At 63.5% G+C, this 24,173-nt stretch carries 19 protein-coding genes; 6 read left to right on the top strand and 13 right to left on the bottom strand.

What is annotated here, in order from left to right; all coding sequences use genetic code 11:
- Positions 1–83 precede the first annotated feature (83 nt).
- The 3 genes from BLR29_RS00310 to BLR29_RS00300 all read right to left on the bottom strand — a co-directional run bounded on the left by BLR29_RS00310 (position 84) and on the right by BLR29_RS00300 (position 4,974).
- Complete coding sequence (locus BLR29_RS00310; RefSeq protein ID WP_092133670.1) at positions 84–1,475, bottom strand: DUF4123 domain-containing protein; 1,392 nt, start codon at positions 1,473–1,475, stop codon at positions 84–86.
- Positions 1,476–3,830 carry a type VI secretion system Vgr family protein gene (locus BLR29_RS00305; RefSeq protein ID WP_092133668.1) on the bottom strand — a complete coding sequence of 785 codons (2,355 nt, stop codon included), beginning with the start codon at positions 3,828–3,830 and terminating at the stop codon, positions 1,476–1,478.
- Positions 3,831–4,056: 226 nt separating this feature from the next.
- Positions 4,057–4,974 carry a LysR family transcriptional regulator gene (locus tag BLR29_RS00300; RefSeq protein WP_092133667.1) on the bottom strand — a complete coding sequence of 306 codons (918 nt, stop codon included), beginning with the start codon at positions 4,972–4,974 and terminating at the stop codon, positions 4,057–4,059.
- Positions 4,975–5,190: 216 nt separating this feature from the next.
- Between BLR29_RS00300 and BLR29_RS00295 the strand changes: the two genes are divergently transcribed.
- The 3 genes from BLR29_RS00295 (at position 5,191) to BLR29_RS00285 (ending at position 8,444) form a co-directional block, all read left to right on the top strand.
- On the top strand, positions 5,191–6,138 hold the full coding sequence (locus BLR29_RS00295; RefSeq protein ID WP_092133665.1) for a hydroxymethylglutaryl-CoA lyase: 948 nt from the start codon (positions 5,191–5,193) through the stop codon (positions 6,136–6,138).
- A 67-nt stretch (positions 6,139–6,205) separates the two neighbouring features.
- Entirely contained in the window at positions 6,206–7,351 is a 1,146-nt protein-coding gene (locus tag BLR29_RS00290) for a CaiB/BaiF CoA transferase family protein (RefSeq protein ID WP_092133664.1), read from the top strand.
- A gap of 169 nt (positions 7,352–7,520) precedes the next feature.
- Positions 7,521–8,444: a tripartite tricarboxylate transporter substrate binding protein gene (locus tag BLR29_RS00285; protein WP_255371096.1), complete on the top strand. Its 924-nt coding sequence runs from the start codon at positions 7,521–7,523 to the stop codon at positions 8,442–8,444.
- Between the two features lie 33 nt (positions 8,445–8,477).
- Here the strand turns inward: BLR29_RS00285 and BLR29_RS00280 are convergent, their stop codons facing one another.
- From BLR29_RS00280 to BLR29_RS32335, 8 genes are all read right to left on the bottom strand, one after another.
- Positions 8,478–8,792 carry a hypothetical protein gene (locus BLR29_RS00280; protein WP_092133660.1) on the bottom strand — a complete coding sequence of 105 codons (315 nt, stop codon included), beginning with the start codon at positions 8,790–8,792 and terminating at the stop codon, positions 8,478–8,480.
- 464 nt (positions 8,793–9,256) lie between these two features.
- Positions 9,257–9,943, bottom strand: coding sequence for a hypothetical protein (locus BLR29_RS00275; protein ID WP_092133658.1), 687 nt, complete (start codon positions 9,941–9,943; stop codon positions 9,257–9,259).
- A gap of 14 nt (positions 9,944–9,957) precedes the next feature.
- Positions 9,958–11,961, bottom strand: a complete 2,004-nt coding sequence (locus tag BLR29_RS00270; RefSeq protein WP_092133656.1) for a hypothetical protein — start codon at positions 11,959–11,961, stop codon at positions 9,958–9,960.
- A 1-nt stretch (position 11,962) separates the two neighbouring features.
- A complete protein-coding gene (locus BLR29_RS00265) occupies positions 11,963–13,606 on the bottom strand; it encodes a hypothetical protein (RefSeq protein WP_092135340.1) in 1,644 nt (547 codons plus the stop codon).
- A gap of 8 nt (positions 13,607–13,614) precedes the next feature.
- A complete protein-coding gene (locus BLR29_RS31830) occupies positions 13,615–13,830 on the bottom strand; it encodes a hypothetical protein (protein WP_143018402.1) in 216 nt (71 codons plus the stop codon).
- A 417-nt stretch (positions 13,831–14,247) separates the two neighbouring features.
- On the bottom strand, positions 14,248–15,984 hold the full coding sequence (gene ggt, locus BLR29_RS00260; protein ID WP_176860839.1) for a gamma-glutamyltransferase: 1,737 nt from the start codon (positions 15,982–15,984) through the stop codon (positions 14,248–14,250).
- Between the two features lie 396 nt (positions 15,985–16,380).
- Entirely contained in the window at positions 16,381–17,043 is a 663-nt protein-coding gene (locus tag BLR29_RS00255) for a dihydrofolate reductase family protein (RefSeq protein WP_092133654.1), read from the bottom strand.
- A 189-nt stretch (positions 17,044–17,232) separates the two neighbouring features.
- On the bottom strand, positions 17,233–18,699 hold the full coding sequence (locus BLR29_RS32335) for a dipeptidase (protein WP_176860838.1): 1,467 nt from the start codon (positions 18,697–18,699) through the stop codon (positions 17,233–17,235).
- Positions 18,700–19,313: 614 nt separating this feature from the next.
- On the opposite strand from BLR29_RS32335, the gene BLR29_RS00245 reads away from it, so the two are divergent.
- The 3 genes from BLR29_RS00245 to BLR29_RS00235 all read left to right on the top strand — a co-directional run bounded on the left by BLR29_RS00245 (position 19,314) and on the right by BLR29_RS00235 (position 21,930).
- Complete coding sequence (locus tag BLR29_RS00245; RefSeq protein WP_176860837.1) at positions 19,314–20,486, top strand: S1 family peptidase; 1,173 nt, start codon at positions 19,314–19,316, stop codon at positions 20,484–20,486.
- A 152-nt stretch (positions 20,487–20,638) separates the two neighbouring features.
- On the top strand, positions 20,639–21,151 hold the full coding sequence (locus BLR29_RS00240) for a SixA phosphatase family protein (protein WP_369804540.1): 513 nt from the start codon (positions 20,639–20,641) through the stop codon (positions 21,149–21,151).
- Positions 21,152–21,309: 158 nt separating this feature from the next.
- Positions 21,310–21,930 carry a dienelactone hydrolase family protein gene (locus BLR29_RS00235; RefSeq protein WP_255371053.1) on the top strand — a complete coding sequence of 207 codons (621 nt, stop codon included), beginning with the start codon at positions 21,310–21,312 and terminating at the stop codon, positions 21,928–21,930.
- A 161-nt stretch (positions 21,931–22,091) separates the two neighbouring features.
- On the opposite strand, the gene BLR29_RS00230 is transcribed toward BLR29_RS00235, so the two are convergent.
- Positions 22,092–22,790 (bottom strand): hydrolase, encoded by a 699-nt coding sequence (locus BLR29_RS00230; protein WP_092133646.1) that lies wholly within the window; start codon positions 22,788–22,790, stop codon positions 22,092–22,094.
- A 186-nt stretch (positions 22,791–22,976) separates the two neighbouring features.
- A complete protein-coding gene (locus tag BLR29_RS00225; protein WP_092133645.1) occupies positions 22,977–24,092 on the bottom strand; it encodes an alkene reductase in 1,116 nt (371 codons plus the stop codon).
- Positions 24,093–24,173 lie beyond the last annotated feature (81 nt).

The raw sequence follows: 24,173 nt of genomic DNA, 5'->3' as shown, positions 1-24,173 counted from the left end.
CACTGCTCGCAGGTCGAGCACGCGTTGATCTTCTCCGCGTACATTCAGTTCTGTCATTTTTGTTTCCTCCACGACTAGACTCCTCATTGTTTGTGAAAGGAGGCCTCATCCTTGTGCATCACAATCGCTTCGCCGTATTTCCCAAACCTGATTTCCAGCAAGCCTGACCGCTCTTCGGTGGGAAGCTCTCCGTTCACGACCAGCTCACGCCGGCGCGGCGTCCGCATGCAGCGCCCCGGCGCATAGTCGGTGAATTCAATCCAATGCAGAATCAGCTTGTCGCCCGGCAACGGCGAGACCAATGCCTCTTTGTCGAGCACCGCCTCGCCAAACGATCTGCCGTCAACGCTTCCCACGAACTGTCGTCCCGCGTGCGGATTCCCGGGAAGATCGAAGAACACGCCGCTAATGGCAGAGCCAGTGGCATTGACGATCCGGGCACGAAGACTGATTTGCCCAGCCTTCCTCAACGCCGCATGCAGTGCGCGTGCCGCCTGAGCATTCACGCGCTGCTGCGCGGTCTGTGCCAGTTCATCCCAGACGTCGAGACTCACGGCGCGGTACGCTTGCGCCAGCGGTCGGCCTTGATCCGCCGCGCCGGTCAGCAGCGCCTGAAGGTGGGGATGCTGATCGTAGTCCACCTTGTAGTGCAGTCCGTAGATAACAAACGTCACTACGTCCTTCTTTCTGGCAAGGCTGTAATCCAGCGCCCGTTTGACCAGCGGCGCGATTTCCGCCACCTGACCGTTGTGACGCGGTGAGGTTGTCAGGTTCAAACAGGTTTTCTCAAGCCACGCATGCACCTGTTCCGGCATGGCCGCGCGCTGCAGCGCCGTTACCACATCGCCGGGAACGGGAAACGCGTCCCACGCAGGCGGTACGGGTGCCCCTTCGCCCTCCAGTTCCACCAACTGACCATGCAGACTCAACATCCACCATGCGTGAATCGGGCCGAACATATGGCGGCGGGTGACCTCAGGTAGCTGCTCGTGCAGTACCTGCAGATGCGATGGCTGGTAGAAGAAGAACCACGCATCCTCGTCATCCGGCCCAAGGCGCGCGTGCAGCAGCGTCTGCAGATGCGCCACCAGCGTGCCCATCTCATGCGGCGACCATATCCAGGTCACATGTGCGGCGCTGTGCGTGGCCAGGGCCAGTAGTTCGACGAACACGTCCGCCGATGTCGGCGCGCGGGTGGAGAAACTGGAGGCGGTCAGCTTGCTGGTGTTGCGCAGATCCGGCATCGCCAGCAGCACCGGGCCTGTCGCCTCCAGGATGTCCAGGCCCGAGCCGGCATACAGCGACATGCGTTGCACAATCGCCAGCCATGCGCTGGGTTTATACCTTTCGTATTGGGATAGGGCGGTGGGATCGACCATGGCATACAGGTGCACCTCTGCATGCGCCGCGAGCAAGTCCCGATGCTTGGTGCGGAATCGTTCCAGCATCGCGTTTACGTAGTCCAGGTAAGCCATTCAGAGCACCAGCTTTGCGAACGGCGTACCAGACTGGCTCTCACGCAACGCGCATTGCGTGGCTTCCGGCTTTGGTAGCACCGGGAGTCCTGCCGGCAGGGAGGCAGGCTCCTGACGACTGAATGCAACGGCCTTCCATGTGCGATCACCGCGCGTGCCATCCTCGATACCGGTTGCCGTCATGCGCAGATAGGAGCCGCCGCATTTGAGTACCAGCTCCTTCTTGGCCTCGATGACCACACACCCGTTCGCGCTCTGGATGGTCATGTCCTTTTCCGAGGCCAGTGCCATGACGTCGCTTTGCGCCTCAATCCGTATGGCGCCCTTTGCCGCGAACAGCTTGATCCCCAACTTGTACGCAAACATCGAGAGCAGCTCTCCGGCAGATACCGTGAAGCGCTTCATGGCGTTCACGTTAAACCCAGCGGAAGTGCCGATGCTCACGTCCTTGCCCGCCGATACCATGACCCGATCTGGCGTTGCCAAGCCGATCCCGTGCGGGGCCGACAGGGCAATGACGGCCGTCTTCAGGTTCGCCAGCTCATCCTTCAACCAATGGTTTTCCGCCTTCAGGTCCGCGATTTCCGCATTGGCCACCGAGGCCGCCGCAGCCAGGCCATCGGCCTGAGCTTGCGTGCGTCCAAACTGCGTCGTCGCGGCATCCGTATCGGCTTGCTCTCCCATGGCGCGAACCTGCTTGTCGGCGGACAGGAACAGTCCTGCGCCGCCGCGCACAGTACCTTTGCAATCGGTACGCAGCTCGAACCCCTCACCGCGCCGCTTCTTCTTGTGATCGACGAGATAGCCGAGATTCAGTTGGGTCTTGCCGCCGTATTCGGTGGACAGCTTGATGCTTTCCTGGCCCCGCCAGTCCTCGAACCGCAACTTGTTGTTGCTCTGCGTGCGGATAACGTTGCGGGACAGCCACCGGTCCTGGTTGGTAATGGGGTCATCCTGCTGGCTGTTGTGCAGTGCGTACGCGATATACGGCTTGTTCGGGTTGCCATCCCGGAAGGCGATGGCGACCTCCGTGCCGTCAATCAGCGGGAAGTGGAACCCGGTCTGAAGGGCGCCGGCAAAAGGCTTCGCCAGCCGCAGCGGCACGCTTTCGCCACCCTTGGGCCACGCATCGAAGTCCAGGTCGAAACGGACGACGTAGTGGCCGTCCTGGGTCAGATAGGCGTACTTGTACTGCCCTGGCGAGGTGATGCGCCCGCTGAGTGTCCCGGCGATGCGCGGCCATCTGGATTCGTCCATCCGCAGGCGGAAGCGCCGGTCGCAGGGGATGGCCTTGTAGGTGTTGCGGTACGCCTGATCGCGGGCACCACGATGCGTGACTTCGGTGATGACCTGCCCGTTGGGGGCATCCGGGAGGCTCGCGTCCATGCGCAGGATACGTGCCGGGCGCAGGGCCAGCACGTTGCTTTCGCCGGCGTAGACCAGTTGTCCGGCGATAGCGGCCTCATGCCGGAGTTGCGCCTCCCATTTCGCACTGGCCTGGTCAAGATGGTGCGTGCCATAGGCATGGGGCTGCCCGTACGTTGTGCTGTCCTTGCGCGCGACGTTCGCCTCGGCCTTGAAACGCTCCCAGGATGCATCCGGGTTGTAGTCCGCCGCGAGGAAGGACTCCGGCACCGTCGCGGCATGAGTCTGGATGGCATGGACTGCCTCAAGGCCGGACTCCAGCCCGGCCGATTCCCGGTAGGGCACGCGCAGCTCGGGCTGGTAGATGTAGTGGTCGATGTCGTCGCCAAACACCACCATCTCGCCGAACTTGCCGGGAATGAAATAGCAATACAGCCCCTCCTGTTCCATCAGCAAGTGGATGTAGTCCCAGTCGGGCATTTCGTACTGAAGCCGGAACTTGTGCTGGGGGTACTGCCGCCGCGTGTTGAAGGCGAACTGGTGGCCTTTCAGGTCGTGGCTTCGAAGAATGGCCTCTATGATTTGCGGCGCCGTCTTCTGCTGATAGATGCGGCTTCTTCTGGTCAGCCGCAGCCGTGCGACTTGCGGCACCACTACCATCTCATACGCGCAGAAATCGCGGGTCTCGCGGGTCTTGGAGAATGCCGAGATCCAGCCCGAGAACTTGCGCGACTCACTGTCATCGCCCGCATCGATGACGAACGTCGCATTCCGGTTCAGGTAGTCGGCCCGGTCGAGTTCCAGGGGATGCGTGAGTTGCACCGTGACCTTGTAAGGCTCGCCCAGTCGCTCCACGGCATCGAACGACACCACCGACAGTCCCGCAACACTGGCTGTTCCAGGTACCTCCAGGAAGTACACCTGCCGCCTAGCCAGGCCCTTGAGCGGCGCGCCGCCATCAGTCTTCAGTCCTTCCGCCAGATCCACCATGCGTTGAGCTCCGTTTCAGCGTCATCAAGCCTGTCGCAGAGGTCACACATCGATTGCCGCAACGCCCCGCGCGGCGCACGGTAAGCGATTTTTTCTGGTCCGAAAATGCCTTCGCTTCGGAATTCACACTCGGTTTCGATCTATGACAAGACTCGCCGCAAATTCAGAATCGTCATAGATCTTCACAACGGTTGGTTCTTTTGTATTAAAAGAAGAGGCATCGTATTTACCTGGAGTGCGCGTGCGCGGCGGCCGTGTGCGCCAGATAGTCGACCAGCAGCCGGGCGGCGGGCGAGAGCAATTCGATATTGCGGAAGCAGATGGCAAAGCGGCGACGCGCCCACTCGTCGCTCAGGGGAATGATGCGCACACCGAAGGCGCCCGCCACCGGCTCGGCGATTTCCGCTGGCAGGACGGCGATGCCGAGGTTCGCCCGCACGCAGCGCAAGGCCGCGTCGAACGTCGACACCACCGCCCGAAACGTCAGCCGGCGCCCGAGAATCGCGGCATAGCGGGTCAGCATGGTCTGTACGGCGGTCTGGGCCGGCATGCCGACGTGATCGAAGTCGAGCGTATCGGCGAAGGTGCAGGTGTCGGCCTGGGCCAGCGGGTGCGAGTCGTGGACGATCGCCGCGAGGCGGTCCGTGCGATAGGGCCGTGTGTCGAAGCCCTCCAGATCCGCGGCGTCCCAGCAGATGCCGAGCGGGGCGGCGCCTTCGCGCAGGGAGCGCACGACCTCCGTGCTCAGGCTTTCCTCCACGGTGACGCGAATATCGCGGTGCTCCGGTATCTGCAGGAAGCTGGCGATATCGTCCGGCAGCGACTCGGCCATCGACGAGACCGTGGCCAGCAGGCGTACCTGCCCGCGCACGCCGGCGCCGTAGTCCGCCATGTCACGCGTGACGCGATCCGCGGCCGCCAGCATGGCACGGGCGTGGGCCAGTACGATTTCCCCGGCTGCCGTTGGAATCACACCGCGCCGCCGGCGCTCCAGCAACGTCGCGCCCACCGTGTCTTCCAGCTGCGCCAGCCGCTTGCTGATGGCGGACGCCACGATGTGCTCCTGTTCGCCGGCACGGGCCATGTTCTGGGTTTCGCACACGGCAACGAACAGGCGGAGCGTAGTGAGGTCGAGGTCTCTCATGGCGATCTGGAGGGGAGGGGCTGTGGAATTCCGGAATGGAATTTTACTTGCGCGAATAGGGTCGTCATCAGGTGTTCGGGAAATCCCGGGTGCCTTGCTGAGACATTCCCATCCGGAACGTTAGCGTGTCCAAAACACCACTGTTGCTTTGCATCGGAAACTCATAGAGTGGCCTCATCGCCTCCGTACGAGAGGCCCCGAGACTCCCCGATCCCCATGACCGCAACCTTTCCCCGCCATGCCGTGATTCGCGAAGTTGGCCTGCGCGATGGCCTGCAGAGCATCCAGACCATCCTGCCGACCGAGCAGAAGAAGGCGTGGGTCCGCGACGCGTATGCCGCCGGCCTGCGCGAGCTGGAAGTCGGCTCGTTCGTGCCCGCCCGCTTGCTGCCGCAACTGGCCGATACCGCCGAGCTGCTGGAATTCGCCCGCGACCTGCGGGGGCTGTTTGCCTCGGTGCTGGTGCCGAACCTGCGTGGTGCCGAGAACGCCATCGCCGGCGGCGCGGATCTCATGATCGTGCCGCTGTCCGCCAGCCACGCCCACAGCCTGGCCAACCTGCGCAAGTCGCCCGATGAAGTGGTGGCCGAAGTCGCTCGCATCCGCGCGGCGCGCGATGCCGCCGGATCGAAGACGCTGATCGAAGGCGGCGTGGGTACGGCTTTCGGCTGCACGATCCAGGGACGCGTGGCGCCCGACGAAGTGCTGCGCCTGATGCAGGCGTTGCTGGACGCCGGCGCCGACCGCGTCAGTCTGGCGGATACCGTGGGATACGCCGATCCCGGCATGGTGCGCGATCTCTTCGCGCGGGCTATCGACATCGCCGGCGATCGCTTCTGGTGCGGTCACTTCCACGACACGCGCGGGCTGGGGCTGGCCAATGTCTATGCGGCGCTGGAGTCGGGTGTCACGCGTTTCGATGCCTGCCTGGCCGGTATCGGCGGCTGCCCGCATGCGCCCGGTGCCAGTGGCAACGTGGCCACGGAGGACCTGGCCTACATGCTGGGCAGCATGGGTATTGATACCGGCGTGGACATCGGCCGCCTGCTGGCCTTGCGCGAACGCGTGGCCACCTGGCTCGCGGGCGAAACCCTGCACGGCACGCTGTGGCGCGCGGGCCTTCCCAAGACGTTCCCGAGCCAGGCGGCTCGCGCAGCAGCCTGAGAATCGGTCCACGATTGGCCTACGAATCGACCCACGAATCCGCCTGAAAACCAGCCTGAGAGTCCACATGTCAAACGACAATCCGTCCCTGCCGCTGTCCGGCATCCGCGTGGTCGAGTTCACGCATATGGTCATGGGCCCCACCTGCGGCATGATCCTGGCCGACCTGGGCGCCGAAGTCATCAAGATCGAACCGCCAGGGGGCGACAAGACTCGCAACCTGCCCGGGCTGGGCATCGGCTTTTTCCGTGCGTTCAATCGCAACAAGAAGAGCGTGGTGCTGGACATCACTACGGAGGAAGGCCGCGCGGCGGCTGCCGAACTGGCCGGCCAGAGCGATATCTTGCTGGAGAACTTCCGCCCCGGCCTGATGGAGAAGCTGGGCCTGGACTACGCCACGCTGTCACAGAAGTACCCACACCTGATCTACGTCTCCCACAAGGGCTTCCTGCCCGGTCCCTACGAAAACCGTCTGGCGCTGGACGAAGTCGTGCAGATGATGGGAGGCCTGTCGTACATGACGGGCCCGCAGGGGCGGCCGCTGCGGGCGGGCACGTCCGTCAACGACATCATGGGCGGCATGTTCGGCGCCATCGGTGTGCTGGCCGCGCTGCGCGAACGTGACCGCAGCGGACGCGGCCAGGAGATCCAGAGCGCGCTGTTCGAGAACTGCGTGTTCCTGTCCTCCCAGCACATGCAGCAGTTTGCGATGACCGGCGAGCCGCCCCCGCCGATGCCGTCGCGCGTGTCGGCATGGAGCGTCTATGACGTCTTCACGCTGGCCGACGGCGAGCAGCTATTTATTGGCGCGGTCAGCGACAAGCAGTTCGTCACGCTGTGCAATGTGCTCGAACGGCCGGACCTGGCGGCCGATCCGCGCTACGCCAATAACGCCCTGCGCGTGGCGGTGCGTCCGGAACTGCTGGAGCGGCTGGGCGAGATCCTCAAGCACCATCGCACGGAAGCGCTGGCGCCGAAGCTGGAAGCGGCCGGCATTCCCTACGCGCCGATCGTGCGCCCGGACCAGTTGCTGGACGATCCGCACCTCAAGGCCAGCGGTGGGCTGGTGGATATGCAGGTGGACGATGGCTCGATCGCGCCGACGGTGCTGTTGCCGCTGCTGATGGGCGGACGCCGGCCCGGCGTGCGCAGCCCGCTGCCCAGGGCGGGCGAACACACCGAGGAAATCCTCTCGCGCCTGAGCAGGGCCTGATGGACCCGACGGCGGGCTACCCCGCCGCGGCAGCAGTCACCATAAATAGAAATATCTGGAGACAACCATGAAAAAGGCATTCCCTCGCCCCGCTGTACCCGCCATATGGCGCCGGCTCGCATTCCTGTTGAGCGGTGCGGCGGCGATCGCGGCCGTCGCGCTGTCGACGATGCACGTACCGCACGCCATGGCCCAGCCCGGATCGGGCAAGCCGGTGCGGTTGATCCTGCCGATCAGCGCGGGTTCCGGCGTCGACGCCATCGCTCGCGCGGCCGGCCCCGCGCTGGGCAAGGCCTTCGGCCAGCCGGTGGTGATCGAAAACCTGCCGGGAGCTGGCGGCATTACCGGCGCGGCCGCGGTGGTCAAGGCATCGCCTGACGGTTCCACGCTGGGCCTGGTGTCGAACAACCACGTGATCAATCCGAGCGTGTTCAAGTCCATGCCGTTCGATCCGATCAAGGACGTGACGCCGATCAGTGTGATTGGCGCGACGCCGCTGGTGCTGGTGGTCAATCCCAAGGTGCCGGCAAAGAACGTGCAGGAACTGGTCGCGCTGATGAAGGCCAGGCCGGACACCTTCAACTACGCGTCGTCGGGCAACGGCACCATCATCCACCTGGCGGCGGAGATGTTCCTGGATCAGGCCGGCGTCAAGGCGCGCCACGTGCCCTACAAAGGCACCGGCCCAATGATCACGGACCTGCTCGCCGGGCAGGTGGAAATGGGCGTGGTGGCGCTGAATGCCGTCCAGCCGCACCTCAAGGCCGGCACGCTGCGGGCCATCGGCGTCGGCAGTGCCGCGCGGTCGCCGATTGCGCCCGAGATTCCGACCATCGCCGAACAGGGCTTGCCGAACTACAGCGTCGAAGGCTGGTTTGCCGTGGTCGGGCCCGCCGGCATGAAGCCCGCCGAGGTTTCGCGCATCCATGACGCGTTTGCCAAAGCCTTCACCTCGCCCGAGGTGCTGGAGGCCATGAAGAAGCAAGGCACGATCGTCAATCCCGGCACCCCGGAGGCCGCGGCCAGCTTCTTCCGCAGCGAGGCCACCCGGTACGCATCGCTGGTCAAGAAAGCCGGAGTCAAGGTCGAGTAGCGCAGGAGGGCGGGCAACGCCAGCCCGCCGGGGTCAATCGTCCTCGTGCCAGCGACGCCATTCGCGACGACGCTCACGCCATTCGCGCTCACGCCATTCCCGCTCCCGCCACCGACGCTCGCGCCATTCGCGGGCGCGCCAGTCCTCGTAGTAGCCGGGGGCGACGACAACGGGCTGCTGCTGCACCACCACGGGGGCCGGTGCGTACACCGGCGCGGGCGCGTAGACGGGCGGGGCGGCGACCATCGGCACACCGAAGCCGATGCCGATATCCACGTGGGCCTGCGCGCTGGCCGAAGCCAGGGCAGTGAGACCAGTGAGCAGGCCGAGCGCCAGGATTTTCTTCATACGGTTAAGACTCTCTTAAGAATTCAGGCGACAGGGGCAGGCTTTTTGCCCCGATGCCGACAGTAACGAGAGGCGACGCGGGCCCGATGACGCGGCTTTGTATCTAAATCTATTTTTGGTGAGGCGAGGGTGGTCGACCCCTTTGCCGCGCCAGCCGCGGGCGGCGCGGTGCAACGGCGTTGGTCGGGTTAGATCTGGGCGGATTTGTGGATCGCGGGGACGGCCTGGCGTCCTTGAGGGGGCGACGGAGGCCGAGGGAACGGAATCCGCGTGGGCGAGTTTGTGTCGGGTGTTGGCTCATTACGATAAGAAGACTTATCGCAATGCGCGCATAAATTGGCTGTCATTCCGGTGCCACGTTGGGGCGTCCCCTGAAGGAGAGTGCTTCGCGCCAGGAACAAAAAAAAGCATGGCTCTTGCGAGCCATGCTTTCTTGTGCAACGAAAGAAACCGGGAGTAGTTACTTAGATCTCGTCGACCTTTTTCGGCTTTTCGGAGGCCGATGCCGGCAACGCAGCGATCTTGCCGGCCTTGGCAAGCTTGACCAGGCCTTCGCCGATCTTGGCGGTGTTGGCAACCTGCGAGCTGACTGACGACGCGACGTCCTTCAGTGCGCCGAGGCGCGGGACCAGCGTCGGGTTCGACGCCACGCCCGACACCAGGGCGGTGCTGCCTTCTGCCAACTGCTTGTCTTTCAGAACGCCGAGCATGAACGTGAAGGCGGCGTTGCCGAACGAAGCCATCTGGGCTTTGTTCATGGCGCCAAGCTTGGCTTCCCCTTCCTTGCTAGCCAGTGCCTTTTGGACGGCCGTGGCTTCGTCGCTCTTGATCTTGCTGATCTCGGCGGCCTTCTCGGCGGGGTCAGCGATGGCGTTGGCGGCCGTCAGGCGGGCTTCCAGCGCCGCGATCTCTTCCTTGCTGGCCAAAGCCTTGAAAATGTGCGCCGACGATGTGCCGATCATCTGGTTTGCATCATTGGCGGTCTGGATGAACGCGTCGATGTCGCCAGCGGAAACGGCCGAGGCGGATGCACCGCCCACGCCCGGAATGGCTGAGGTGATGTTGCCCAGACCGAAAGCCATGGCAGCCGGGGCCGACAGGAACAGCGTGCCGCCTACGAGGGCAGCCAATGCGAGGGAGGTCTTCTTCATCGTTGAAATTTCCTTCAGTTGGGATTCAGCATTTGTTTCATGACGCCGTCCAGGCTCGCGCGCGTGTCGCGGTCGAGGTCCATGGCCTGCAGGGCGTTCACGTTGGTGGCATCGGCCGTGGCGGGATAACCGTTCGAGACAAAGCCGTGTTCGAGAATGGCCTGTCCCACCACGTTGCCGCCGGCGCGCTGGCGATAGGCCAGCCGCACGTTGTAGCCTTGTGCGCACAGTCCGTCCTCGCACTTGCGATCGCGCGGATCGATCCGGTAGAGCGCTTCGATGCAACGGTCATAGGAGCCAGGCCGAAGTGCCAGATCGCGGGCAAAGCCTGACTGACCTCCTACGCGCCCCTTGACCAGGTCAGCGAGCGCCGGGTTGATCATGACGACCTTGGCGGACGCCGCGCCTGCGTAGGCCAGCAGGTTGAAGCGGTCCAGTGCAACGGTGCCGATCTGGCTCTTTTCGGCGGGGCAGTAGGCCATGCGCTGGCCGCCACCATGGGCGTTGGCCACACTGTCGGCCAGTACAACGTCGCCCGATTCAGGGCGTGGCGGTTTGCCGGCAATCGGCAGCACGGGAGATGCAGTCACTCGGGCGCCGTCGCGGCTGACGACGGTGGCCTCCCAGGTCGGGACCAGGGCTTCCTCGGTCAACGGACCCGGTTTGCCGATGCCGTGATAGACGCGGATGGTGTCGCCGGACTGCAGCGCCCCGGCGGCATCGTCAACCTGGAAGGTGTCGGCATTGGTTGCCACCACCTTCAGCGTCAGCGGCTGGAAGCGGACTTCCTTGCCGAACCGGTCGGCCAGGTCGTTCAGCGCATTCTTGAGCACCACCTCGCGACGGTCGGCGGCATTGAAGCCGGCCTTGTCGGTGACGGTATCGTCAATGCGCTGGGTGACGTCCGCCGCGTAGAGCACCCGGCCATCGCGCGAGAGGAGTTCCGCGAACGCCCATGCCTGATAGCTCTGGAGCGTCTTGTAGGCCAGGTTGGTCGGCAGCGCGTACTGGCGCGCTGGCGGCACCACCATGCGGATGAAGTAGTCGGGCAGGGCGCGCTTGCCACTCACTTCGTGGCCAATACTGGTATTGCTGTCAATCGACGCCTGCACCTGGCTGAAGTTGCCGTTCAAGGGCAAGGTGGCAAATGGTGCACCGCTGCCGAGCTTGTCGGTAAACAGCTGCGTGCTGACGGCGTTGGACAAGTCATCGTTGCCGTCGCTGACCAGCGCCAGCACGCGGGGCTTCTTTACATTGGACAGCGCCATCGTGCCCGCGCGGCTGAACACCGCGCCATCCTTGGGCGCGCCCAGAACCGGTACTGCCACTGCGTAGTCGGCGCCAGCGTGTTCCACGCGGATTTCGCTTGCGCCGTCGTTCATGACATCGCCCTTGCCGATGCCGGCACGGTAGCCGCGGTCCAGAATCACAAAGCCGCGCCATGTATCGACAACGCGTGTCTCCACGACGTAGGGATTGAACTGGCGGGCAGCGCCGGCCAGCATCGTGTCCAGCAACGTCGCAAAGCCGTTGCGGTAGACGTTGGCAACGCTGGCGTCGATGGCCGCCTTGCCCGATGCGAGCGTGACGGTCATCACGTCGTAGCGCGTCTGGCTGAACGACTGCAGCACTTCGCCGGTCATCGGATTGCTGAAGTACAGACTCAGTGTCAACGGCAGGTAGATGTCCGTGGTGCCATCCGACTTGTCGATCTGGTAGCGCGACGCGCGCGTGACCTGGACAGACAAGGCCAGGGTGCGCAGCCTGTTCTTGCTGTCGATGGTCGGTGCGAGGGTCTTGAAATGCGCCTGGGCGCGCTCCTGCAGTTTCGCCACGCTTTGCTTCATGTCCAGCGCGGGACGAAATGCGGGATCGATCTTGCTGCTGCCCGCGCCAGCGCCGGCATCATCAAAGAATATGCCCGGCACGACGTACAGGCCTACGCCAGCAGCCGCTGCAGCGCTACCGCAAGCCGCCAGGGCCGCGGCGGCGGCGGTTGTCAGGATCGTCTTGCGCATGTCAGCGAGCGGCCTTGGTCTTGGCGCAACCGTTCATGCAGAGCGTGACGATGTTGCCGTCGACCATCGAGTCCAGGCCGGCAAACATCGGATTGCCGCCGAGCGCCATGGCCACGGCCTGGTCGAGCGGGTCAGTGCCGCGATAGGTCGCCACGACTTCCAGCTTGTCAGTGCCTGCCTGGCGCTGCGTTGCCTTCTCCAAGCCCGGCACGTTCTTCAGCGCCTGGTTGAATGCAGTGCGATTCGTCAGGGACAGCGTGCCACCGGTCAGGCGGATCACGTACTCGGCGCCATACATCGTGCGGCGCTTGACGAAGTCCTGAATGCGCTTGCCGACCTGGTTGCCAAGGCTTGCAGCGAGCTTGCCCGCGAGCTTGGCGCGGCAATCGTCGGACGAGATGCCAATGGCTGCCTCGGACTGCGTTGCCGATCCGATATCTTCACCGGTCTTGGTGGAGAACGTCTTGGTGCTGGCCACGCCCGTGCATGCCGGCTGGCCCGAGTTCTTGTCCACGCCCACGTCGTAGATGACGGACGAGCCGATCATCAGGTAGTCGGCGGTGGCTTCCTGGCGCGCGAACTCCGTGTATTTGGCCAGCTCGGCGCCATTTTCCAGTTGGTCCAGCGTGATGGCGCGGTTGCCGAAATACTTGCTCTTGAACAGGGCGTTGTCGATGACCTTGATATCGAGATCGCCCAGTTGACCCTTCAACTCGTTATAGGTGTAGTTCTTCTTGTCCGGTCCCGTGTTCTGAGGCTGGTACTTGACCAGCTTGCGGAAGTACGTGTTGTTATGGTCCTCGGCGCTGACGTTGTGCGCGTATGCCGACTGGGACGAAGAGGCGGCGGCGACATTGCTGCTGCTGGCTGCAGCAACCTGGCGCGAGGCCGCGCCGGCGGCCTGCCGGCTGCTGGCACTGGCGGCATCGTAGCGAGCGCTGTCGCGACCGGCCACGGCGGCCTGGCCACCATATCCGTCGCGCGCGGCACCGGCCACCTGCGTGTCCCGGGCCGCGCTCACCCGGCCTGCCGCGCTTTCCTTCACGGCATAGGCGGCCTGCTCCTTCGATGCGTAGGCCGAGTTGCTGCTTGCAGCGTAAGCCGCCTTTTTCGAGCTGGAAGCAGCCTCCTTTTCGTTGTAGCTGCTGCCTTCCTCATGCCTGAATTCGGTCAACTCTTCCAGGGGTGCGCGCAAGTTTGTGGGGGTGGTGAAGAACTCGTCCATCATCACCAGGATGGGTTGGCTGCGCGTCGTGGTGGTGTTCAACGCCAGGCCAAGATCGCTGATTTGCGTCCGCAGCGCCTTGTCGTCCATGCGCAGCGTGATGCTGACCTGGTATTGCCCATCCACAGAACTGGGAACGGGGCTGTAGAACGATTCTTCCCCCACCTGGACGACGAGGTCATCCAGCTTTGCCTGCACGTCTGCACTCTTGCTGGTACCTGCCCCGACCACCTTGTCCAGCGCGGCCAGCACCGCATTTCGCTTGGCCTGCCTAAGCGCAGACGTGCGGACGGATGCCAGATCGTCGGTAATCCTCGCGGTCCCCACGCCGCGTGCCTCAATGTCCATGGCCTGTGCCGCCGGTGTGGCCAGCGCGGCCGCAGTGGCCGTTACCAGCAGCGTCTTACGAAATGCGTTCATGATGGGGATCATTTGTTGTTGGAGATGGATACGGAGGCGTCGCCTGCACGTACGACCGTGCCGGTGTCGCTGATTTCTACCGAAGCGTCGCCGGCCTTGACAGTGACGGCCGAGGCAGCCACCTCGGCTGCGGGAGGGTTTTCCGCCGCCTTGTCACTGCATGCAGCCAGCGTAAGGGCGAGCGCTATCACAGCCAGTCGAGCTGGCTTTCCAAGAAAATTCATTGTTTGATCTTCAGTGAATGCCTGGCGTGCGCTAGGACTGGATCCCGTTAGGTGGGATTCAATGGGACATCCGTCCGCCAGAAGGCGGCGACGAAGAATGGCGTGATCCGCCTTTGATGCACGCTGCGATACAGCGTGCTTAACGACCCGAGTGCTTCCACAACCGATTCCGTTTTTTGATTCTTTTTGCGAGGGCTATCCTCGCCCGAGGCACTTAAAGTGTGCAAAGAATATGATACGGATATCGTGTGATTTAGGCGATGCAAATCCACCCCTCCCTGAGAGGGGCGTAGTTCTTCATTTATCTGCCGAGGGCCGATGAGTGGCGCTGAAAAGCAAACGGCGCGAGCCGACTGGTCTCGCGCCGTTTGCATCCTTCTTACCCGCATAAGCGGGCAACCAGCGTGCAATGCCGAATCAATAACCGGCCGCCAGCCCGGTGTTGCGGCGCGGGTCGTTGGCGCCGTAGAAGCGGTTGTTGCCGACCGGCTTGCCACCGAGAGCCGGTGCGCCGACGATGATCGTCGCCAGGTGGTTGGCAGGCTGTGGCGGGCCGAAGCGATGCCCCATGTCCTCCAGGATCTTGCGCGTATCCGGGGACAATGCGTAGTCCTCCACATTGGTCAGATCCGGCAGCCATTGCTGATGGAAGCGCGGCATGTCCACAGCTTCCTGCACGTTCATGTTGTAGTCGATGGCATTGATCATGGTCAGCAGAACAGCCGTGATGATACGACTGCCGCCAGGCGTGCCCACCACCATCACCGGCTTGCCGTCCTTGGTGACGATGGTCGGACTCATCGAGGACAGCGGGCGCTTGCCTGGGGCAATGGAGTTGGCCTCGCCCTGGACAAGGCCATACAGGTTCGGCACGCCGACCTTGGCGGTGAAGTCGTCCATCTCATCGTTCAGGACCACGCCTGTCGTTGCCGCAGTGACCTTCGCGCCAAACCAGTCGTTGAGCGTGTACGTGACGGAAACGGCGTTGCCATCCTTGTCGGCAATCGAGTAATGCGTGGTGTTGCTGCCTTCATGCGGCTCCACGCCGGGCTTGATGTCCTTCGAAACGCCTGCCTTCTTCGGGTCGATCGCCGCGCGAATCCTGGCGGCGTAGTTCTTGTCCAGGAGGCGGTCCAGCGGGTTTTTCACGAAATCCGGATCGCCCAGGTAGCTGTTGCGATCCACATAGGCGTGGCGCATGGCTTCGATCTGGTAGTGCACGGCCTGCGCGGAGTGGTAGCCGAGGTCCTTGAGCGGGTAGCCTTCCAGGATGTTCAGCATCTCGCAGATGACCACGCCGCCCGAGCTCGGCGGCGGTGCCGAGACGACGTGATAGCCACGGTAGTCGCACTCGACCGGCGCCAGTTCGCGCGTCTTGTAGGCATCAAGATCTGCCTGCGTGATCAGGCCCTTCCCAGCCTGGCTGGAGGCGACGATCGCTTTCCCCACCCAGCCCTGGTAGAAGCCTTCGGTGCCGCCGTTGCTGATCGCGCGCAGCGTCTTGGCCAGGTCGCGTTGAACCAGCTTCTGGCCCACCTGGAACGGTTGCCCCTTGTTCAGGAAGATTGCGCCGGAGGCACGGTCTTCCTGGAAGTCCTTGGTTGCGGTGAGCAGCATATCCACGTCGCCCTGCTGGAGCGTGAAGCCGTTCTCGGCGAACTTGATGGCAGGGGCAATCAGGTCCGTGCGCTTCATCGTTCCATACTTCCGGCGAGCGTACTCCATGCCGGACACGGTGCCGGGCACGCCCACGGCCAGATGTCCCTTGGTGGAGGCGCCCTTGATCACGTTGCCGTCCTTGTCCAGGTACATGTTCGCGGTGGCACCCTTTGGCGCAACCTCCCGGAAGTCAAGGAATGTCTTGCGGCCGTCGGCCAGCTGGATGGTCATGAATCCGCCACCACCCAGGTTGCCCGCGGCCGGATACACCACGGCCAGCGCGTAGCCCACCGCCACGGCGGCGTCGACAGCGTTGCCACCGCGCTTGAGTACATCGACTCCAACCCTGGTAGCCAGGTGCTGCGCGGTGACGACCATGCCGTTCTCGGCGGCGACCGGCGCAACGGAAGCTGCGTACGACGACGGCGCGAAGCTCGTCGTCAGGCAAATGGATGCAATCGCGGTGAACCACCGCAACTCTGACTTCGGATTCATGGAGTCTCCTGATGAATGCTGCGTAAGCGAATCCTGCTAACGACATCGCACAAGACGCCAATGAATAACCTTGCCTATGGTTTGGTTTTGGCAAGGATGAGAAGCACCGGGTGCAACATGGCACCCGGACATCTTTTCGCGGCGCTTGTGGCGCACAATCTTCTCATAAAGGTTCCCTCCGCTCCAAGGGAACGGATTCGGCTTGACTTCGGTTCGACGTCTGATGATGTTGGCCTGCCCGGCTGGGCCCCAGTGTTTCCCCGATGCCGGGAAGAAGGGCGTGGAGCAGACGTCCGAATGTCCGAATGACGATGCAGGCGAACGACGCTTCATGGCCGGATACCGCTCGCCTTCAGCGAGTGCTAAGCGAGTGTTTAACGAGTGTTTAGCGAGTGTTCAGGCGTCCGTGTGCCCTTGGCGCCGTAGGACGACATGCGTGGCCTTCTCCGACGCTACGGATTCAACGCATTCGTATCCCAGAGCCCGCAAGTCAACCCCTTCGAACAGCGATTCGCCCCGGCCGAGCAGGACCGGGGCGATAGCAATGTGCAGTTCATCGATGAGGCCCTCACGAAGATACTGCCGGATGGTGTCCGGCCCACCGCCGATCCGCACGTCCATGCCGGCAGCGGCCTCGCGTGCGCGGTCGAGCGCCTCGCGAATGCCTCCTGTTATGAAGTGGAACGTCGTGTCGCCTTCCATCTCGATGGGGGGGCGAGCATGATGGGTCAGGATGAAGACTGGAGCGTGATACGGTGGATTGTCTCCCCACCAGCCTTTCCAGTTTGTGTCCGGCCAGTCTCCACGAATGGGTCCGAACATGTTCCTTCCAAGAATCCAGGCCCCAACATTCTGAAAGCCACGGGCGGCGAAATCATCGTCAACCCCGGTGGTGCCGCCGTCCTTGCCGAACAAGGTCCGCTGGAACGTGCGTGTCGGGAGTAGCCACTGGTGCAGGTCCGTCCCGCCAACGCCGAGCGGATTGTTGATGTCTTGATTCGGGCCCGCTCCGTATCCGTCGAGCGAGATGGTGAAGCCCTCAACGCGAACGCGTGCCATCGTTTGCCTCCGTGTAGACGCCTAACAGGTAATCAACGGACGCCGGCGTCCGGACATGCATATTAGTAGAGATAGATTGTGTCGCGCGTAAGCTCTTGTTTTCACGGCAAGTTCTTTCCGAGCTGTCTCGATTCTACGCTCAATGTACCGGACACCAATGTCCGCCTTCGCGACGCCCCCCAATGTGTCCTAGTTCGCTACCGAAGCCGCGAAGACGCGTCGATAGTTGCCACCCAGGATCTGCTCGGTTTCAGATTGCGAGAACCCGGCAGCGAGCAAGGCGCTGCCGAGGGATGGCAACTGCGCGTAGCTGGTGAACACAGGTGGGGAAATGAAGCCGAGCATGTCCGTGCCAAGCCCTACGTGGTCGACGCCCACCACGTCGGCCATGCGCCTGAAGCCATGTGCCATGTCCTGCAGGTTGTGGAACGAACTGGAACTCGGCCACACGCCGATCACGCCGCCCGTTTCCGCGACCGCGCGCGCATGATCGGCTGAGATCAATCGGCCTCGCCCAGTCGGACGCGTGGCCAGCGCGGTATGCGACAGGACCAGCGGCTTCGTCGTCACGGCGGCCGCACGCTTCACGAGATCGAAGGTGCCGTGCGCCACGTCGACCACGATGCCCAGCGCGTTGCAGCGGCGTACCACGTCGGCGCCGAAATCAGTCAGGCCGCCGTGAACCGGGGCTTCCGTCTGGATGTCACCGAGTTCGTTGACGCGATAGTGGGTCAACTGCAGGTGTCGCAGCTGATGCTGCGTAAAGGCTTCGTCGACACGCTCAAGTCTGCCTTCGAGAAAATCCGCACCTTCCGCCGAAATGATCGCGCGAGGCCCGGCTGCCTCGGCTGACGCAAGCGCGTCCGCATGCGTGACGACGCTGATCCTTTCGTGCTCGACGAGCGCCTTCGCGCGCTCGAATGCGTCCTGGGACAGCCGATAGAGCTCGCCCGGCTCCGGCTTGCGCCACGCCTCGAAGCGCCTGCGATCGGCGGAGACGCGCGTGACGAGGGTATCCGTCACAATCGCAATGCAAATCACGTTCATGCCACCTGCGACCATTGGTGCGCTCAAGGGCGTGAACGGACGATGCGCGCCAATCGCCGGGTCGCGCGACATCGTCACGCGACCGGCATGGCTGTGCATGTCAATTGTCACGACACCTGCGGACGCACGCCACGGAGCCGACTCGCCTTCGCGCGGCTCGGCCTGGCCGGCGGAACGTCCGGGCGCGCATGCAGCGAGCCCTAGCGCAGCCCCCAAGGCAAGAAACGCACGTCGGTTCGGCCTGAGGGTCGACGTCGTGATAGCGCCGGGTTCCTGCGCGAGCTCCGCTCCCTCCAGTCGATATCGCCAACCGGCCGGATCATCCTGCAGGCGCAGAAGCCGGCCACGCAGACGAAGCGGCCCCGCGTGCAACGCGACGCTGCCGCTTGCGAAGACTTCCAGGCTGGTTAGTGGATCGCACGGGGGGCAACTGCCACAGCAAGGCTCCGACGCGGCGAGCACGAAATAGTCGGCCGCGTTCGAGCCCGGATCGAGTGGAATCATCCAGCCGACGATCTCCACTTCCGTCGAGTGCCACGCGACCGCAGCATCGCTGCGAATTTCGGCCCAATCCAACTGCAACGGCGCTTGCTGGAACTCGATTTTCATGTTGTTGACGGAGAGCGGAACCGTCGCGATTATCGCCCGATCGGCCGCTTGTGGTTGGTTCCGACCTGTTCTCGCGGGCAATTGAGCATGCTGGTCGCCGTGCGCCAGACCGTCGCAGCACCGATCGTCATTCCCCGCTTATTGATGCAGGTTGGGTTGCCTGCGTCGGTGGAGGGCCACCATTCTCCACGCTGCCAAGCACCGTTGTGTATGCGCATTGCTACGCGGCGTTGCCGGTGTGTCCCGCGCTTACCGACGCCGCGACCCGGCTGCGGCAAGCCACCGATCGCCACCCCTCGTTAGCGGGGGATGGCGGGGTTGGCGCTCTTGCTACATTACTTGCCACCCGCGACACGCTGGGTAAGAAAAACCAACAACAACTCACAGTAAGTTCTCAGGGAAACATGCGGGTATCTGTGTGTCTGGTCGCCGCCAGCGTCAGCCTGGCGGGTGGCTGCGCGTCCATTACCTGTTGCCATCGCGCTGAAGCCCTGCAGCAACTTCATGATGTAGGACGTCGGCGTGCCCGGACGTCCGCCTGATCACTCTCGTTTTTTCAGACCATGCTCCTTTCCTGCCGATCCCTACTGTTCAGCCTCCTTGTCGCTTCAGTCATGCCCGCCGGAGCAGTCGGGCTTGGGCAATTCACTGCAAACGTATACGCGGTGCGCGCCCAAGGCGCGCAGGCAACGCAGGCACGCACCGGTTCTGGCGTGGCGGTAGGTCCGAATCAGGTAGTCACGGCATGCAGCCTGCTGGCCGGCGCGCGATCGATTGCGGTGGTACGCGACAAAGTGACCTACGAAGCCGCGCTGGCGGCGCCGGACACCGAGCGCAACCTGTGCTTGGTCAACGTACCGAATCTGCCTGGAAACGGCGAGACGCTGTCGGCGACCCCGGCCGTACCGGCGCTGGGGCAGAAGATGGTGATCGCGGCGCTGTTGGGCCAGGCGGTTGCCGTGCGCGAGTCCACGGTTGTTGGCCTGCAGGCAGGAGACGACGGCAGGCTGTCGGCAATCGAACTGTCCGGCACGCCCGAAGCTGGCGCCAACGGCGGCGCCCTGTTCGACGACGGCGGCCGCCTTGTCGGCATCCTCGTCAGTGACAATACCTCGGCGAATGGGCGGCAACGCGCCGTGCCGGCCGCATGGGTACGAGACATCAGTGCACGTGGTGCGGCAGCTTTGGCAAGCTACCGTCCCGCTGCAAACAACACCGCCGCGGTGGCTGCCGGGACAACCGCTTCAGATGCCAGGGCGAGCGGTGACTCGCCACGCGTCGGAGAAGTCTGGCAATACGTTCTGACCGACAATCTCACCCGCAAGCGCACGGATGTGACCTACCGGGTCGATCGCATCGAGAATGAGCGCGTGATCTTCAACCAGGGCGCCCGGATCGAACGTGCCGACGGTACGCTCGAGCGTATCAATACGCCGAGCGCCGGCGAATTCGATGTGGCATCACCGCCATCGGGATGGGTACCTGCCGGTGTCAAGGTTGGTGCCCGCTGGAAGTATTCGTATCGACAGCACGGCAGTGGTGCCCAGACTGACCTTGAGGGTATCGCCACGGGCGAATCGGATATCACGGTACCGGGCGGAACGTACCGCGCCATCCGCATCGCGTATCGTGGCTACAGGCTGCAACCGATATCGGGGGCCCGCTTCACCCAACAGTACAAGGCGGTCGCCTGGTATGCCCCCGACATCGGCCGCGTCGTACGGTTCGAGGCCAGCACCGCGCAAGTCACGGAAACGCTGGAGTTGGCAGCGCATCGGTTGGAATGAGGGGCGAGCTGGTGGTGACGGCCGTCGCGAACGAGCGACTTCTTCCGAACTCTGATGCACCCCCCAGTGTCAGCAAGCTGACCTAGAGTGGATCCTGGCAGGGCTGAATTGAAGCCGTTGTCATCGTGACATAACCCTGCCTCACGACCGGAATGTTTGCGGTCCACCCACCACTCGCCATGAAAACACTGTATCTATTCCGGCACGCCAAATCGAGCCGCGACGACCCCGGGTTGTCGGACCACGATCGTCCCTTGAACGAGCGCGGCTTGCGGCAGGCGCCAGAAATGGGCAGGCGCCTGGCCGGCCGCAACGTGAAGCCCGACGTGATCCTCTCCAGCCCGGCGCTACGTGCACTGAAGACCGCGCAACTGGTCGCCGGCGAGATCGGCTACGCAACGCAGGACATAGCCGTCGACGAAAGGTTGTACGCCAGCAGCGCCGAGAGCCTGCTAGCGGTGGTTCGCACACTCGACAACAAACTGGGCAGTGCCATGCTGTTTGGTCACAATCCCGGGATGAGCGAACTCGCGAGCGGATTATCGGACGGCAACCTGGAAATGCCGACTTGCGCGGTCGCTGAATTCCGCTACGAGACGAAGTCGTGGGGCGATGTCGGGGCAATCGCTCCGGCCAAGGTAACGCTGGACACGCCGAAGACATAGGCCAAAGACATAGGGTGAGTCGGTGCGATCCACTGGTTTGACTGCTACACGATAGTGGAGTGGCAGGGAAGGGTGAACGCGGGGGGAGTGCGATCAGACGGAGGAACTGATCAACCGGAGAAACTGGCGTGGGAATTCGCTCCGACACAAGGGAAGTTGTGCTGCCGGCCGGCAGCCTGGGTCTGCACGGCATTCTCGCGCTGCCGCCAGGCGCAAGCGCCTTTGTATTGTTCGCGCATGGCAGCGGCAGCTCCCGACACAGCCCGCGCAACAAGTTCGTGGCCGCCGAGCTCAATCGAAGCGGCATAGGGACGCTGCTGATGGACCTGCTCACGCCCGAGGAGGACAGCGTGCAGGCCATTCGCTTCGACGTCGGCCTGCTGGCCGGACGGCTCTTGCAGGCAACAGAGTGGGTAACGCGCCAGTTGGCCACACCGCTGCCATTAGGCTACTTTGGCGCCAGCATTGGCGCTGCCGCGTCGATCCGCGCCGCGAGCCTGTCTCCCATCCGCATCGGCGCGATTGTCTCGCGCGGTGGCAGGGTCGATCTGGCCGGCCCCGATGCTCTGACGAAGTTGCCGGCACCGACCTTGCTGATTGTTGGCGGATTGGACACCAGCGTCATCGAACGCAACGAGTTTGCGTTTGCGATGCTTGCATGCGCGAAGGAATTGGCGATTGTGCCTGGCGCCACGCACTTGTTCGAGGAGCCCGGCGCGCTGGAGTCGGTCGCGCAACTGGCCGCACAATGGTTCAAGCGTTATCTTGGCAGTGCATGAGTCCGCTTTCACTCGCCGTCACCAAGGCGCACAAGCCGCATCTCCCTCACCCATTCGAGACTTCCTCGCAGTCCGCTTTCAAGCCCCCGGGGAGACCTGCAGGCATCGACGTCTGACTTGTTCGGCGAAAGCCGCGCACGGCGGCTCTCGCCGGAGGGGCTTTAGCGCTCGATGACCGGTGCGTGCACGGGTGCGATCGATTCGTGCGTGGTTGCCGTACGTTGCGCAGCCTTGTGCACCATCGTGTAGGCGTAGTCGATGCCCATGCCGTAGGCACCCGAGTGTTCCTTGGCCAGCGCCGTCACCGCGTCATACGTTTCGCGATTCTTCCAGTCTCGTTGCCATTCGAGCAGCACCTGCTGCCAGGTCACCGGCACCACGCCGGCCTGAATCATGCGCTGCATCGCGTAGTCGTGCGCTTCCTTGGTGGTGCCGCCCGAGGCGTCCGCCACCATGTAAATCTCGTAGTCGCCTTCGAGCATCGCGCTCAGGGCAAACGTGGTGTTGCAGACTTCGGTCCACAGGCCGGCCACGACGATCTTCTTGCGGCCGTTGGCAGCCAGCGCGTCGCGTACCTTCTGGTCGTCCCAGGAATTCATCGAAGTGCGCTCGAGCGTTTCCTTTCCGGGGAAGACGTCAAGCAGTTCGGGGTAGGTGTAGCCGGAAAACGAGTCGGACTCGACGGTGGTGATGGTGGTCGGCACGTCGAAGATCTTGGCCGCCTTGGCCAGCCCGACAACGTTGTTCTTCATGGTCTGGCGGTCCATCGACTGGACACCGAAGGCCATCTGGGGCTGGTGGTCGATGAAGATCAGCTGGCTGTTGCGCGGGGTCAGGACTTGCAGCTTGGCATTCGACATGATTTTCTCCGGTACGTTAATTCAGATTGTTTGATGTTGTTCAGCAGGCGGCTATTGAGTCGTCCTCGTTGTGCCGTTGCTGATGGGAACGAACTATACGGGTGCGCCTTCCGCGCTACTCATCCGAATCCTGAAACTATTCATCAAAAAAATTGAATATCGACAGGACTCGACGGGATGCGGTGGCTACGCCGTCAGCGCGGGGTAGTCGATATAGCCCGCCGCGTCGCCGCCGAAGAACGTCGCCGGGTCGGGCCTGTTGAGCGGCAGCGACGCCTTGAGCCGGGCCGGCAGGTCCGGGTTGGCGATGAAAGGACGGCCGAATGCAATGATGTCGGCGCGGCCATCGGCCAAGGCCTGTTCGGCCGTAGCGCCTTCGTAGCCACCGGCCAGCATCAGCACGCCGTGGTAGCTCTCCCGCATGACGCGGATCATCGCGTCCCAGCGCGGATCGGCCGCCTCGTCCTTGACAGTGCCGACCATCGCCGGTTCGACCAGATGCAGATAGGCCAGTGGCCAGTCGTTGAGCCGCTGCGCGATATAGGTGAACGTCGCTTCCGGCGTGGCATCTCCCATGCCCATGAAGCGGCCCATCGGCGTCAACCGCACCGCAACGCGCTCCGCGCCGATCTCGTCAGTGACTGCCGCTACGACTTCCAGCAGCAGCCGGGCACGTTTGGCGATGGTGCCGCCATAGTCGTCGTCACGATGGTTGCTTTGCGAGTCGATGAACTGGTCGAGCAGGTAGCCATTGCCGGCATGGATCTCCACGCCGTCCATGCCGGCGGCGATGGCGTTGCGCGCGGCCTGGCGGTAGTCGGCGATGATCGCCGCGATGCCGTTGACGCTCAGTGCCTGCGGCACAGGGATCTCGCTCCACACGCCCTTGCCCTCGTCATCGACGATAAACGTCTTGCCCGGCACGGGCAGGGCGCTCGGCGCGACGGGCAGGGCGCCGGCGGGCTGGAATACCGGATGCGAAACACGGCCCACATGCCACAGCTGCAGGAACATCGTGCCACCCGCGCCATGCACGGCATCGGCTACATGACGCCAGCCTTCGATCTGCTCCGCGGAGTGGATCCCCGGCGTCCAGGCATAGCCTTGGCCCTGCTGCGAAACCTGCGCGGCTTCGGAGATGATGAGCCCGGCGGAGGCCCGCTGGCGATAGTACTCAGCATTCATCGCAGTGGGCACGTTCCCCGGCTGGCCGGCACGTGAGCGGGTGAGTGGGGCCATGGCGATGCGATTGCGCAACGTGAACGGGCCTACCTTGATGTCCGCGAAAAGTCGGGTCTGCATGATGCGTCCTTTCAGATGAAGTGAGTCAGCTTAAGGACGCGCCGCGCCGCGGGGAATAGGACAGTGCCGCAACACAGCGTT

The organism is Cupriavidus sp. YR651 (genome assembly GCF_900101625.1).
GTDB lineage: Bacteria > Pseudomonadota > Gammaproteobacteria > Burkholderiales > Burkholderiaceae > Cupriavidus.
Note: the sequence above shows the minus strand (reverse complement) of the source record. Positions and strands in the feature narration are given on the sequence as shown.

Coding starts and splice junctions, on each gene's coding strand:
- BLR29_RS00310 (WP_092133670.1), bottom strand. CDS start 1,475: ATGGCTTACCTGGACTACGTAAACGCGATGCTGGAACGATTCCGCACC.
- BLR29_RS00305 (WP_092133668.1), bottom strand. CDS start 3,830: ATGGTGGATCTGGCGGAAGGACTGAAGACTGATGGCGGCGCGCCGCTC.
- BLR29_RS00300 (WP_092133667.1), bottom strand. CDS start 4,974: ATGAGAGACCTCGACCTCACTACGCTCCGCCTGTTCGTTGCCGTGTGC.
- BLR29_RS00295 (WP_092133665.1), top strand. CDS start 5,191: ATGACCGCAACCTTTCCCCGCCATGCCGTGATTCGCGAAGTTGGCCTG.
- BLR29_RS00290 (WP_092133664.1), top strand. CDS start 6,206: ATGTCAAACGACAATCCGTCCCTGCCGCTGTCCGGCATCCGCGTGGTC.
- BLR29_RS00285 (WP_255371096.1), top strand. CDS start 7,521: ATGCACGTACCGCACGCCATGGCCCAGCCCGGATCGGGCAAGCCGGTG.
- BLR29_RS00280 (WP_092133660.1), bottom strand. CDS start 8,792: ATGAAGAAAATCCTGGCGCTCGGCCTGCTCACTGGTCTCACTGCCCTG.
- BLR29_RS00275 (WP_092133658.1), bottom strand. CDS start 9,943: ATGAAGAAGACCTCCCTCGCATTGGCTGCCCTCGTAGGCGGCACGCTG.
- BLR29_RS00270 (WP_092133656.1), bottom strand. CDS start 11,961: ATGCGCAAGACGATCCTGACAACCGCCGCCGCCGCGGCCCTGGCGGCT.
- BLR29_RS00265 (WP_092135340.1), bottom strand. CDS start 13,606: ATGAACGCATTTCGTAAGACGCTGCTGGTAACGGCCACTGCGGCCGCG.
- BLR29_RS31830 (WP_143018402.1), bottom strand. CDS start 13,830: ATGAATTTTCTTGGAAAGCCAGCTCGACTGGCTGTGATAGCGCTCGCC.
- ggt (WP_176860839.1), bottom strand. CDS start 15,984: ATGAATCCGAAGTCAGAGTTGCGGTGGTTCACCGCGATTGCATCCATT.
- BLR29_RS00255 (WP_092133654.1), bottom strand. CDS start 17,043: ATGGCACGCGTTCGCGTTGAGGGCTTCACCATCTCGCTCGACGGATAC.
- BLR29_RS32335 (WP_176860838.1), bottom strand. CDS start 18,699: ATGAAAATCGAGTTCCAGCAAGCGCCGTTGCAGTTGGATTGGGCCGAA.
- BLR29_RS00245 (WP_176860837.1), top strand. CDS start 19,314: ATGCCCGCCGGAGCAGTCGGGCTTGGGCAATTCACTGCAAACGTATAC.
- BLR29_RS00240 (WP_369804540.1), top strand. CDS start 20,639: ATGTTTGCGGTCCACCCACCACTCGCCATGAAAACACTGTATCTATTC.
- BLR29_RS00230 (WP_092133646.1), bottom strand. CDS start 22,790: ATGTCGAATGCCAAGCTGCAAGTCCTGACCCCGCGCAACAGCCAGCTG.
- BLR29_RS00225 (WP_092133645.1), bottom strand. CDS start 24,092: ATGCAGACCCGACTTTTCGCGGACATCAAGGTAGGCCCGTTCACGTTG.